14 protein-coding genes and 1 other RNA gene are annotated in these 13351 nt (G+C 25.7%); 10 read left to right on the top strand and 5 right to left on the bottom strand.

Annotated elements, in window-relative coordinates:
* Positions 1 to 192 precede the first annotated feature (192 nt).
* The gene (locus ACERKK_RS02320) at positions 193 to 645 is read left to right on the top strand and encodes a hypothetical protein (RefSeq protein WP_373771463.1); all 453 of its coding nucleotides are present in this window, start codon (positions 193 to 195) and stop codon (positions 643 to 645) included.
* Between the two features lie 11 nt (positions 646 to 656).
* Here the strand turns inward: ACERKK_RS02320 and purN are convergent, their stop codons facing one another.
* On the bottom strand, positions 657 to 1241 hold the full coding sequence (purN, locus tag ACERKK_RS02325; protein ID WP_373771464.1) for a phosphoribosylglycinamide formyltransferase: 585 nt from the start codon (positions 1239 to 1241) through the stop codon (positions 657 to 659).
* A 63-nt stretch (positions 1242 to 1304) separates the two neighbouring features.
* A complete protein-coding gene (gene ruvC / locus ACERKK_RS02330; protein WP_373771465.1) occupies positions 1305 to 1772 on the bottom strand; it encodes a crossover junction endodeoxyribonuclease RuvC in 468 nt (155 codons plus the stop codon).
* Positions 1773 to 2043: 271 nt separating this feature from the next.
* On the opposite strand from ruvC, the gene dnaA reads away from it, so the two are divergent.
* From dnaA to ACERKK_RS02355, 5 genes are all read left to right on the top strand, one after another.
* Positions 2044 to 3360, top strand: a complete 1317-nt coding sequence (gene dnaA / locus ACERKK_RS02335; RefSeq protein WP_373771466.1) for a chromosomal replication initiator protein DnaA — start codon at positions 2044 to 2046, stop codon at positions 3358 to 3360.
* A gap of 167 nt (positions 3361 to 3527) precedes the next feature.
* Positions 3528 to 4598 (top strand): DNA polymerase III subunit beta, encoded by a 1071-nt coding sequence (gene dnaN, locus ACERKK_RS02340; protein ID WP_373771467.1) that lies wholly within the window; start codon positions 3528 to 3530, stop codon positions 4596 to 4598.
* A gap of 29 nt (positions 4599 to 4627) precedes the next feature.
* The gene (gene gyrB, locus ACERKK_RS02345) at positions 4628 to 6946 is read left to right on the top strand and encodes a DNA topoisomerase (ATP-hydrolyzing) subunit B (RefSeq protein ID WP_373771468.1); all 2319 of its coding nucleotides are present in this window, start codon (positions 4628 to 4630) and stop codon (positions 6944 to 6946) included.
* Between the two features lie 191 nt (positions 6947 to 7137).
* Entirely contained in the window at positions 7138 to 8064 is a 927-nt protein-coding gene (locus ACERKK_RS02350; protein WP_373771469.1) for an AEC family transporter, read from the top strand.
* Between the two features lie 115 nt (positions 8065 to 8179).
* A complete protein-coding gene (locus ACERKK_RS02355) occupies positions 8180 to 8500 on the top strand; it encodes a hypothetical protein (RefSeq protein WP_373771470.1) in 321 nt (106 codons plus the stop codon).
* Here ACERKK_RS02355 and ACERKK_RS02360 read toward each other — a convergent pair whose 3' ends face one another.
* Positions 8501 to 9508, bottom strand: coding sequence for an NAD(P)-binding domain-containing protein (locus ACERKK_RS02360; RefSeq protein ID WP_373771471.1), 1008 nt, complete (start codon positions 9506 to 9508; stop codon positions 8501 to 8503).
* Positions 9509 to 9643: 135 nt separating this feature from the next.
* On the opposite strand from ACERKK_RS02360, the gene queF reads away from it, so the two are divergent.
* Positions 9644 to 10021, top strand: coding sequence for a preQ(1) synthase (gene queF, locus ACERKK_RS02365; protein WP_373771476.1), 378 nt, complete (start codon positions 9644 to 9646; stop codon positions 10019 to 10021).
* Between the two features lie 10 nt (positions 10022 to 10031).
* Positions 10032 to 10697, top strand: a complete 666-nt coding sequence (locus tag ACERKK_RS02370) for a DNA-binding protein (RefSeq protein WP_373771472.1) — start codon at positions 10032 to 10034, stop codon at positions 10695 to 10697.
* Between the two features lie 38 nt (positions 10698 to 10735).
* Here the strand turns inward: ACERKK_RS02370 and ffs are convergent.
* Positions 10736 to 10832: signal recognition particle sRNA small type (ffs, locus tag ACERKK_RS02375), an RNA gene on the bottom strand.
* 142 nt (positions 10833 to 10974) lie between these two features.
* Here ffs and ACERKK_RS02380 point away from each other — a divergent pair.
* Together ACERKK_RS02380 and ACERKK_RS02385 are read left to right on the top strand one after the other, a co-directional pair.
* Entirely contained in the window at positions 10975 to 11886 is a 912-nt protein-coding gene (locus ACERKK_RS02380; protein WP_373771473.1) for a DMT family transporter, read from the top strand.
* Entirely contained in the window at positions 11883 to 12290 is a 408-nt protein-coding gene (locus tag ACERKK_RS02385) for a YqaA family protein (RefSeq protein ID WP_373771474.1), read from the top strand. The genes ACERKK_RS02380 and ACERKK_RS02385 overlap by 4 nt, the downstream gene beginning before the upstream one ends.
* Here ACERKK_RS02385 and ACERKK_RS02390 read toward each other — a convergent pair.
* Positions 12258 to 13351 (bottom strand): ATP-binding protein (locus ACERKK_RS02390; protein ID WP_373771475.1); only part of this gene is annotated, 1094 nt, incomplete at its 5' end. The two genes, ACERKK_RS02385 and ACERKK_RS02390, sit on opposite strands and share 33 nt — an antisense overlap.

Genomic DNA, 13351 nt, shown 5'->3' on the forward strand with positions numbered 1-13351 from the left:
ATTAATCCAATTTATAAATATCTATTTTGTAAAACATTATACATTAATCATACTAATTCTTATATATATTTTGGCTACTTATTAACTTATTTTTTGAAAAACTAATAAATATTTTATAATAAATATTTTCCTTTAACTTTCTGTTTACCTTTTGCAGATACAATTTCAAAATTTAAAAAACTAGGACAATACATGAAAAAAATTTTGTTTACAATTCTATTAGCTATTGGTGCTTTTGCAAACTCATTAACAATTGGTGATAATATCCCTAATTTAACAATTAATGATCAATTTGAAAAAGTTCATACTATTAAAGCGGATACAAAAACAATTTTATTTTCAGCAACAAAAGCTGAGAGTGAAACAATTAAAGTATTTTTAGAAAGCAAAGATAAAGGTTTCTTAGAAAAGAACAACATTCAATATATTGCAGATATTACGGGTATGCCAAGTATTATTAGTAAGTTTTTTGCTTTACCAAAGATGAAAAAATATGATTTTTCTATTTTATTAATTGATGAGAAAAACAAAGATTTATTTTCTGTAAAAGAAGAAAAAATAACTGTATATACTTTTAAAGATTCAAAAGTAAGTGATATTAAATATATCTCTACAAAAGAAGAATTAGAAAGTATATTTAAATAAAAAGATACTAGCTATTTAGCTAGTACTTTTTCAAAAGCCTCAATAATCGCAATAGTCTCTAAATCTTTTATTTTAGACTCTAAAGAATCTACTGTTTCATCACTTTTTATATCTAACTCTTTTGTTAAAATAATTTTTCCATCATCATATTTTTCATTTACAAAATGAATAGTTACACCTGATTTTTTTTCATTATTTTTTATAATTGCTTCATGCACAAATCTTCCATACATACCTTTACCACCATACTTTGATGGAAGTAATGCAGGATGAGTATTTATTATTTTATCTTCAAAGGCTTGGATTAAATTTGTTTCAATTTTTTTCATATAACCTGATAAAAATATATAATCACAATCATACTCTAAAAGTAATTTTGTTATCTTCTCATCTAAATTTTCATTTGGATATTTATTTGCATTTATAATAAAATTTGGAATATCTAATTGTTCTGCTGTATTTAAAGCATTAGCAGTACTATTATTTGAAATCACTACAACAATTTTTGCATCTAAAATTTTATCTTCTATTGCTTTTTGTATTGTTTGAAATCCACTTCCATTATAAGAAGCTAATATTCCTATTTTTTTTGTCATTTTTGTAATCCTTATTAAAAATCGCCATTATACTTTTTTTTAGTTAAAACTAATGATTTATATTTATCTGATTCTTTGTGAATGTGTTAAAGCTATTGCAATTGCATCTGTAATATCTAAGGGTTTAATCTCTTTTTTTATTCCTAATAGTTTTTTAACCATAAAAGCAACCTGTGTTTTATCTGCTTTTCCATTTCCTGTAACTGCTTTTTTTACTTGCAAAGGTGTATATTCTGCAAAATTTCCAATTTCTTGTAATATTTTTAATGAAATTGCTCCTCTAAATTGAGCAAGCTTTATTACTGTTTTTGGATTAAAAGCATAAAACATATCTTCAACTGATACTTCATCAATTTTATGCTTTTTAAAAATTAAGTCAAATCCTTCTGACATTTCAACAATTTGTTCTTGAAGTACTACTGTTTTGATTTTGATTAATCCTGCTTCAATTAGCTTCGTTTCTCTACCATTTTTTTCAATTATTGCATAGCCACAATTACGAGTTCCCGGATCAATTCCTAATATTTTCACTATTTATACTCTTTCAACTTTTATTTATTCACACTTCTATAGAGCCTATATTATAGTACATACAAGATAATTATTAACTTTAAATACCAAAGTTATTCACTAGTTGTTCACTATGTGTATAACATTATTATATTTTTTTCACATAAAAAATTTAAAATTAATTTTTTGTAATAATTTCACCTAAAAAAAAGCTTATTTTTTTGTCTTTTATAAATTTTATTAAAAATTGGCTATAATAATTACTATTTATAAATAAAAGAGTTGAAAATATATGACAAATAAAGATTTTTTAGCAATTATTCAAAAAGAAGCCAGATCAGTTGATTATGATAGATATCTAAAACAACTGGTATATAAAAAAATTTCTTCAGATGAAAATATTGCCATTTTTGAAGTTTCAAATAAATATATAGCATCATGGATTAAGAGTAAGTATACTCAAGTAATTCAAAATTGTTTTGAAATTTATGATGGAACAAAACCTACTATTGAAATTAAAATTGTTGGTGAAAAAAAATCAAAAAAAGAGTTTATAAAAGAACAAATACAGAATGAAAGTGCCGAAAGTACGATACTTAATCCATCTTACACTTTTAATTCTTTTGTAGTTGGATCTTCAAATCAGATGGCATATAATGCCTCACTTGCAGTTTCAAATAAACCAGGAATTCAATATAATCCTTTATTTATTTATGGTGGAACGGGGCTTGGTAAAACACATTTACTTCAAGCTTGCGGAAACCATGCAATTGAGCAGGGAAAAACAGTAATTTACGTAACAATTGAACAGTTTATGAATGATTTTACTTTCTCAATTAAAAATAAAAATATGGAACATTTTAGGTCAAAGTACCGTAAATGCGATGTTTTACTAATTGATGATATACAATTTTTATCAGGAAAAGAACAAACACAAGAAGAGTTCTTCCATACTTTTAATGAATTACATAATGCAAAAAAACAAATTGTAATGACATCAGATAGACTTCCATCACAAATTGCAGGTCTTGTTGATAGATTAAAATCTAGGTTCGAATGGGGTCTAACAGCCGATATACAGCTACCTGGACTTGAAACAAAAATTGCAATTATTGAAAAAAAATCTGAATTAAATGGAATTTCTTTAACTAGAGAAATCATTAATTTTATTGCTACTAATTTAGATAATTCTATTAGAGAAATAGAAGGTGTTCTAATTAGAATTAATGCAAGTGCATCTTTATTAAATCAAGAAATTAACCTTGAAATGGTACAAAACTTACTAAAAGAGCAAATAAAAGAGACTAAAGAAAATATTAAATTACCTGATATTATTAATATAGTAGCAAGTGAATTAAATATTAAACCAAGTGATATTAAATCTAAGAAAAGAACCGCTATGGTCGCTAATGCAAGACGTGTAGTTATATATTTAGCAAGAGAATTAACACATAATTCAATGCCTGATATTGCTAAGTTCTTAGGAATGAAAGATCATAGTTCAATTTCGCATAATATTAAAAAAGCAAATGAACTAATTGAAAAAGACGAAAACTTTAAATTAATCATACAAAATTTAAAGAATAAAATCATAAATAAGGAATGGTAGTAGTTACACACTAAATAAGTTTAAGTAGATTGTGTGAAAAGGTGTGAATATTTCATTTCGTTTAATCACATGAAAGCCTTTCGATAGAATCGATTGTTTGAATGTATTTTCATCTTTTCACATGCACTACTACAACTACTACTTTAAATAAAAAATAGGGAGATTAAATGAAGTTTATAATTACAAAAAACATCATTGAAAATGTTATATCATCAATGCAACCTTTTTTAGAAAAAAAAGATTCAAGTGCAATCACTTCGCATATATATATTGAAGCAACAGATTCTAAATTAATTTTAAAAGCAACAGATTATGAAATTGGTTTAGAGTCTCATATCGATAATATAAATGAAAGTATAGATGGTAAAGCAACAACTAATGGTTCTAATTTATTAGGAATAATAAAAAGATTAAAAAATGAAGATATTATATTTGAAACTATTAATAATAATTTAGTTATCACTCAAAATAAATCTACATTTAAATTACCAATGTATGATGCTAATGAATATCCAACATTAATGAGATCAGAAAATTTAAAACCATTAGATATTTCTGCTATTAATTTTATAAATTCTATTAGAAAAATTACTCCTGCTATTGATAATAATAATCCTAAATTTGAATTAAATGGAGCATTAGTAGATATTAAAAGTTCAAAAATAAATTTTGTAGCAACAGATACTAGAAGATTAGCTATTTCACATTTACAAAATATTGCTCATGATGAAGGACAATTTATAATTCCTAAAAAAGCAATTATTGAAATTCAAAAACTATTTTTAGATGAAATAAAAATATCATACGATGAAACTAACCTAGTTATTTCAAATAACCAAATGACATTCTTTACAAAACTAATAAATGGTAAATTTCCTGATTATGAAAGAATTATTCCATCAAATTTAAAATACAAATTATCTTTACCTAAAAATATTTTAATTGAATCTATTAAATTAGTAACATCTTTATTTTCAAATATTAAAATTACATTTAGTTCAAATTCAATTATATTTGAATCATTAGATGAAGATAGTGAATCAAAAACTCAAATAGATATAAATTTAGAAATTGATAGTGAATTTTATCTTGCAGTAAATGCTAAATACTTATTAGATTTTTTAAGTATGACAACAAATGAAAATGTAACAGTTGGATTTAATGAATCAAACTTACCATTTTATTTAGAAGATGAGAAGTTTTTTACAATTGTAATGCCAATTGTATTAGAAAAATAAATAAACTAAGTGAATAAGGAAATAAATAAATGAGTCAAGAATATGGCGCTAGTAATATTAAAGTTTTAAAAGGTCTTGAAGCTGTTAGAAAAAGACCAGGTATGTATATTGGTGATACAAATATTAATGGTCTTCATCACTTAGTTTACGAAGTAGTAGATAACTCTATTGATGAAGCAATGGCAGGTTACTGTAATAATATTAAAATTACTATGACAAAAGATCACTGGATTAGAGTAGAAGATAATGGTAGAGGTATTCCAACTTCTATGCACCCTACTGAAAAAATGTCAGCTGCAACTGTTGTATTAACAGTTTTACATGCAGGTGGAAAATTTGATAAAGATACATATAAAGTATCTGGTGGACTTCACGGGGTTGGGGTTTCTGTAGTAAATGCATTATCAAAACACTTAAAAATGACAATTTATAGAGAAGGAAAAATTCACTATCAAGAGTTTAAAAAAGGTATTCCTCAAGGTATTTTAGAAGTAATTGGTGAGAGTCCAAGAAAAACTGGAACTACTATTGAATTTTTAGCGGATGATTCAATCTTTGAAGTATTTAAATTTGAATTTGCGACATTAGCTAAAAGATTTAGAGAAGTTGCATACTTAAACTCATTTATTTCTATTACTTTAGATGATGAAATTTCAAAAGTTAAAGAAGTTTATCATTTTGAAGGTGGAATTAAACAGTTTGTTGAAGATTTAAATAAAGATACAGGTATCTGTGATGCTATGTCTTTTAATGATACAGTTGATGATGTGGAAGTAGATATTGCTTTAATGTATAACACTACTTATACTGAAAAAACAATTTCATTTGTAAATAATATTAGAACTATTGATGGTGGAACACACGAAGCTGGTTTTAAAGCTGGACTTACAAGATCTATTGTTAAATATTTAAATAATAATGCAAGTGCAAGAGATAAAGATGCAAAAATTACAGGTGATGATGTAAGAGAAGGTCTTATTGCAATTGTTTCTGTAAAAGTTCCAGAACCTCAATTTGAAGGTCAAACAAAAGGTAAATTAGGTTCTTCTTATGTTAAACCTATTTGTCAAAAATTAACTGGTGAACAATTAGATAAATATTTCGAAGAAAATCCTGCTCAAGCAAAAGCTATTATGGAAAAAGCTTTAATGGCTGCAAGAGGTCGTGAAGCTGCTAAAAAAGCAAGAGATTTAACTAGAAAAAAAGATTCTATGACAGTTGGAACACTTCCTGGTAAATTAGCTGAATGTCAAAGTAAAGATCCAGCTATTAGAGAATTATACCTAGTAGAAGGGGATTCTGCTGGTGGTTCTGCTAAGCAAGGTAGAGATAGAGTTTATCAAGCAATTTTACCACTTAAGGGTAAGATTTTAAATGTTGAAAAATCAAGATTAGATAAGATTTTAAAATCTGATGAAATTAGAAATATGATTACTGCAATTGGTTGTGGAATTGGTGAAGATTTCAATGAAGAAAAAATTAGATACCATAAAATCATTATTATGACAGATGCCGATGTTGATGGATCTCACATTCAAACATTACTTTTAACTTTCTTCTTTAGATTCTTAAGACCAATCGTTGATAGAGGATATTTATACCTTGCTCAACCGCCTTTATATAGATATAAAAAAGGTAAAAATGAGACTTATTTAAAAGATGATACAGCATTATCAAATTTCTTAATTGAAAATGGTTTAGAATCATTTACATTTGAAGGTCTAGGATATAATGATTTAGTTGATTTATTTAAAACTGTTTCAAGATATAGAGGAATGTTATCTCAATTAGAAAAAAGATACTCTTTAGTTGAAGTATTAAAACACTTAATTGAAAACTCTGATTTAGTAAACTTAGAGTTTGAAAAACTATATGAGGTAGTAAAAGTTTTCCTAGAAGATAAGGGTTATAATATCTTATCTAAGAATATTAGTGAGCATAAAATTCAATTATTTGTTCAAACAAATGAAGGTTTAGAAGAATTAATTATTGATGATGAGTTATTTGCTTCTCCTTATTTCTCTGAAGCTACTTATATTTATACAAGATTAGTAGAAAGAGATATTTCTATGTTTAATGGAAGAGATTTAATTGAAATTCTTGAAGAAATTGAAGGTTTAGCTAAGAAAGGTGCTTATATCCAAAGATATAAAGGACTTGGAGAGATGAATCCTGAGCAACTTTGGGAAACTACAATGATTCCAGAAGCTAGAAGACTTATAAGAATTACTATTGATGATGCAGAAGCTGCTTCTGATACATTTACTCTGTTTATGGGTGATGAAGTTGAACCAAGAAGAAACTATATCGAAGAACACGCAAAAGATGTTGAACACTTAGACGTATAATTTCTAAGAAGTAGGATTTATATCCTACTTCTATCTCATTTTTTTATAAACTACTATTTTTCTTACATATTGAAATTTAAATAATATATTTAATATTTAATAATAACATTTAATAATTTTACAATTTTTTCTTATCATTTATAAATGATTTGTGCTAACATATCTTTTATTATTTTATATTAGGAGTAAAAATGAGTATATTTTTCTTATTATTACTAAAAATTTTCCCTTTATACATCAATATTGTATTAGGATATTTTTCAACAAAACTATTGCATGTACAAAGAGAATCTATTGCAAATATTCTTATATATATTCTTGGTCCTATTGTTGTATTTTCGGCAACGCTTAGTGTTAAAATTGATTTGTCTATATTGTTTTTGCCAATATTCTTTTATGTTTTTTGTTCTGTAATTGCTTTTATAGCACTATTTGTATTTAAAAATACGTGGAATGATGCTACTTCTAATATTCTAGCATTTAGTGCAGGAACAGGTAATACGGGCTATTTTGGTATTCCATTAGCTATTATATTTTTCCCTCCATACTTAGCAGATATTTATATCTTTACTGTTTTAGCCTCACTTTTATATGAAAGTACAACAGGTTTTTATGTAACTGCAAAAGGAAACTTTACTGTAAAAGAATCTATTAATAAAATGCTAAAGCTTCCTATTTTATATGCTTTTATTTTAGGTATTGCATTAAACCTTTTAGGTGTAGGTATTCCCGAAGAAGTTAGTTCATATACAGCGCAATTTAAAGGTGCGTATGGGATTCTTGGAATGATGATGCTTGGTATGGGATTAGTTGGGTTAAAAAGAGGTAGTGATTTAGATGTTAAGTTTATCTCTATTACTTTTATTTTAAAATTTATCTTCTGGCCTTTAGCAATACTTGGAGTAATTTATTTAGATAGAAACTTCTATATGTTTTTAAATGAAGATTTATATAAAGTAATGTTCTTATTCTCAATAGTTCCACTTGCAGGAAATACAGTAACTTTGGCAGTTCTATTAAATGCAAAACCCGAGAAAGCTAGTTTTACTGTACTTGTAAGTACGATAGTTTCAGTATTATATATACCAATTGTTTTAGCTCTATATGGAGGCTTTTAATATTTTTTCCTTTATAAAATAATTTAAAAATTTGTATAAATTTTAATATAAAATAAATATTTTTATTAAAAAATTAAGATACAATAATTTAATAACATTATCTTAAGGATTTAATATGAGTTTAAATAGTAAAAGTATAAATGAAATATTAGAGTTAGCTTTAAGAACTACCTCTTTAGAAGATATGTTAACTCTATTACAAAATTCATCTATGAATGTAAGAAGAGCATTAGCAAGAAATATTAATATTACTGAAGAGATATTACAAGTTTTACTTATTGATCCAGTTCAAAATGTAGCTTACATGGCTAACCAACATCCTAAGAACAAAGTTCAAAAGGATTTTGGTGATGTTAGACCATGCGTTTCGTGTAAGGTTGCTGAGAATAACTTGAATTGTTCACAATGTCCAAGACATACAGCATATAGTTATTAACTATTTTTCTTCTAATTTAGCAACTTTATCAGTATGCGAGAAAATTCTTCCTCTTTTTCTTAAAATATTATTTACAATATGATATCCATGGTTTAAAGCAATAGCAATAGAACCACCAGATTTAAGAGAAATATCACCTGCAACATAAACACATTTTGCAGTAGTTTCGTGATGTTCATCAAAAATAGGTTTAGAATTTTCATCTACTTCAATTCCACATGATTTTAAGAAATCAACAGGTGTAGTTCCACCAATAGCATAAATTACTCTATCATAGATTACGCTAAAACCATCGTTATAGTTTACTTTTACTAATCCACTTTCATTTTCTAAAGATTCAATATCAGTATTCATTCTAAGTCTAAGTTTTTCTTCACCATGATATTTATATAAAATTTCTTCATTTGTATCATTAAGTCTTGAGAATTTATCTTTTCTATAAACTAATGTTACATTATTATTTTGGTCAGCTAAATCATAAGCATATTCAGCAGCAGAATTTCCACCGCCAACTACTAGGATTTTTTCATTTGATGAACATTTATCAAGATTGAAATTTACTTGAGATCTAATTGATGGTGGAATTTTATATGATGGTTTATTTGGTTTACCCATTTTCCCAATTGTTACAACTGCATTTCTAGTTGTATACATTCCATTTGAAGTATAAACTTCTAAAAATTCATCTTTTCTTATAATTTTTTCTACTTCATTATTAAATGAAGAATCAATTTTTTCACTATCTAATAAATCATCGAAATAATCTAGTGTAGTCTCTTTTGTTCCATCAAAGAAGTCAACATTTCCTTGTAAAACTGAAACTTGTCCTTTATAATCTTTATCTACTCTTTTATTGTCTTTATAAAATTTTCTAATTGTATTTGAGTGGTTATCTGTTTTTTCTATTAGTAAAATTTCCCCGATATTGTGAGAAGATGCTTCAATTGCACATCCAATACCTCCAGGTCCACCACCAATAATTATTATGTCATATATTTTATTTGTCATATTTACTCTCTTAATTTATTTTACAAACGCCGCATTATACTCAAAAGTCCCTCTTTTTTCAATTACCAATGAATGTAAGTAATATTTTGATAAAATTCGTAAAAACAATAGTATAAAAGGTTATAAAACATGGAAATGAAATATGGTGAAAAAGAAATTATAGAGTTTGATATAAATAAAGAAGAAAATTTTTGGCCTAATACAAATAAAAAAAATTATATTATAGATATTGAATTACCAGAATTTATGGCAAAATGTCCAAGAAGTGGATACCCTGATTTTGCTACAATTAAAATTCAATATACTCCTGATGAAAAAGTAATTGAGTTAAAAGCTTTAAAAATTTATATTAATACATTTATGTATAGAGAAGTTTCTCATGAAAACTCAGCAAATGAAATTTTTGATACTTTATTTGATAACTTAAAACCAAGATGGTTAAAAGTTATAGCAGATTTTAAACCAAGAGGAAATGTACATACTGTTATTGAAATAGATAGTGCAAAGATGTAAGGCCTAAACCTTGGAAAGATTAGTCACAACTACTCAAGCAGCTCAGATATTGGGCTTATCTTTACAAGGGATTCATTATAGAATCAAAAAAAATCAATTAAAATCGATTAAACAAGATGGTAAAACTTTTGTATATATTTCAGAATATATTGAAAAACAAGCCAATATAAATAATGATACAAATACAAAAGTTGAATCATCTTTAAACTCTTCAACTGATGCAAAAACTATTCAATCTATTATTGATGTAAAAGATGAACAAATTCTTCTACTAAAAAAATCAATGAAATGGATGAAAAAACAATACACTTCTGAAATCGTGCGTTTAGAAAAAAATCAAAATAGAATTATTAGTGTTTTTGATTCAGAAATACAGCTATTACAAAGTGCTTTTAATGAAATGAGAGCTATTTATAAACCACAAATAGAAGCTTCTAAACAAGTAAATGAAAAACCAAATATTGTAGAACCTGAAGTATTTGAAAAACCAGAAGTTGATGTTGATTTTATTACATTAAAACAGTTTTTTGTAATAATGAAAAAATATAATAAAACTGAATATGAAATAAAAAGAATTATATTTAATGCAATTGAAAATTCAGATAGTAGATTTATTTATAATAAAACTGAAAAAAAGTTGTTGATAATTAAGTCTGATTTTAAAGATTTAGTGTAGTTTTTAGGCAAAAAAAAAGAGTACTTTAAAAAAAGTACTCTTCTCCAGATACCCAAACACACCACTAAGTAAGGTGCCTTGCTATGTTCCCATCCTGGGGCGTTGTCTTAAATAATGATTGTAAGGGTCTAAAGAAGAGCATTCAAAATACCGTGATATTCTCAATGTTCCTCTTTAAAGATGGTATTCTATCTAAAAAATCTTAAATTTATCATAAATTAAACATTTTATTTATTTTCCTATGTATAATACGTTTTTAATTAGAAGGAAATATTATTTGGCAAAAAAATTTAGTTTTATAGGAATACTATCTTTAGTATTTGCTATGTTTATTTGGGGAAGTTCTTTTATTGCATTAAAATCTGCAATGAATGATTTATCACCCTTTACGGTTATATTTTTAAGAATGCTTGTTGCATCTGCTTGTTTTGTGTACTTTATAAAAGATTTTATAAAATATGAGTTTTCGAAAAAGGATATTAAATATATTCTTTTATTAGCATTATTTGAACCTTGTTTATATTTTGTATTTGAAGCAAAAGCTTTACAGTTTACATCTGCTTCACAAGCAGGTATGATTACATCATTAATGCCTGTTATTACAGCAATGGCAGCTGGTTATTTCTTAAAAGAGATTATTACAAAACAGTTTATTTTAGGTTCAGTTATAGCAATGGCTGGAGCAATTTGGTTAAGTTTACAAGCAACGACAACAGTAAGTGCACCAAATCCTTTATTAGGTAATTTTTTTGAGTTATTAGCAATGGCTTGTGCTGCTGGATATACTATTGTTGCAAGGTATTTATCTGATAGATATTCAGCATTATTTATTACAGCAATTCAGGTATTTATTGGAGCAATATTCTTTTTTCCTTTTTTCCTTTATGAGTATGTAACTATGGATTTAAACTTTACATTAAATGCAATATTATGTACGCTTTATTTAGGAATTGTAGTGACTTTATTAGGATATGGCTTATACAATTATGCTTTAACAAAAATAGAAGCTTCAAAAGCTGCAATGTTTATATATTTAATACCAATTTTTACTTTGATTTTAGCAGCAATGATTTTAGGTGAAAAGTTATCAATTATTGAATTAATAGCTTGTGTAACAATTTTATCAGGTGTTTTTATTTCTGAAGTACCATACAAAAAATTAAAAAAATATATTAAAAAGAACAAATGACATATTTAATCCTCTTTATATCAGCCTTTGTATCAGCAACACTTATTCCTTTTGGAAGTGAGGCATTACTTATTTATGATATAAAAGAAGGATTTAATATTCCTCTTCTTTTATTTGTAGCAACTATTGGAAATAGCTTAGGTTCAATTGTTAATTATTTTTTAGGTTTAAAAGGTGAAGAGTACTTAATAAAAAAGAACTTATTAAAAGAAAAAAGTATTTTAAGAACAAAAAAATACTTTGATAAATACGGAGCTTTTTGTATTCTATTTTCATGGCTTCCAATTATTGGTGATCCAATCACTTTTATTGCAGGTATCTTAAAATTTAATCTAAAACTTTTTATTCTATTAGTTGTAATTGCTAAATTTTTAAGATACTTCGTTATCTTTTTGCTTATTTGATTTTGTAGGAATTGTAATAACAAAGTTTGCACCTGTATACTCAACACCTTTGTAAACATAATCTTCATTATATACTTTAAGTGAACCTTTCATATGTTTTCTTATGATTTCTTCACTCATATAAAGCCCTATTCCTGTACCTCTTGATTGGTGTTTTGTAGTAAAGTATGGTTCAAAAATTCTATCTATTAATTTTGCTGGAACTCCACCTGCATTATCTTTTATACTAATTGTTAGATTTTTATCATCTTTTCTAATTACAACAAAAATAAGATTTTTATCTTTCTTTTTAAACTGGTCTTTTGCATTATTTAAAATATTTAACATAACTTGTCTTATTTCATTTACTAATAAATAAATTTCTTTATACTCAATATCAATAATTACTTCAATATTGTTAACTTTATGTTGCTCTTGTACTAAAGTATATGTTTTTTCCCATAACTCTTGAGTATTTGATTTTGTTTTTTCTTTATTTGGTTTAAAAAAGTCTCTAAAATCATCAATTGTTTGTGATAAATGTAAAGTTGTTTTTGTTATTAGTTCAGATGTTCTAATTACTTCATCTTTTTCTAACATATTATATTCTTGTTTTAATTTTAAACCAGTTGAAGCAGTAGAGATTAAAGATAATGGCTGTCTCCATTGATGAGCTATATTTCCAATCATTTCACCCATTGCTGCCATTTTAGATTGCTGTGCTAAAAGTGCATCTTTTTGTCTACTTTTATTGATTCCTTTATAGATTTCATTATTATACTTATCAAATTTTTCCTGAATTACTTTTGATAAATAAATAGAAGTTAATAGCAAGATAATTGTCACTAAAAAGATTATGATATAAATATCTGATAAGTATTTATTATGCTCTTCATTTAACTCATTTTTCTTTTTTTCAATTAGAATATCTAATTTATCTCTATAAAATCCACTTCCTATTATCCAATCCCATGCACTAAAAGTTTGCATATATGCTGTTTTTTCTAACTTCTGTTTTTCCTCATAGTTTGAATAATATTTAATAAAAGTATTACCTTTTTTTACAATATAAGGGATATGAT

Origin of the sequence: Poseidonibacter sp. (genome assembly GCF_041821165.1) — a bacterium.
GTDB lineage: Bacteria > Campylobacterota > Campylobacteria > Campylobacterales > Arcobacteraceae > Poseidonibacter.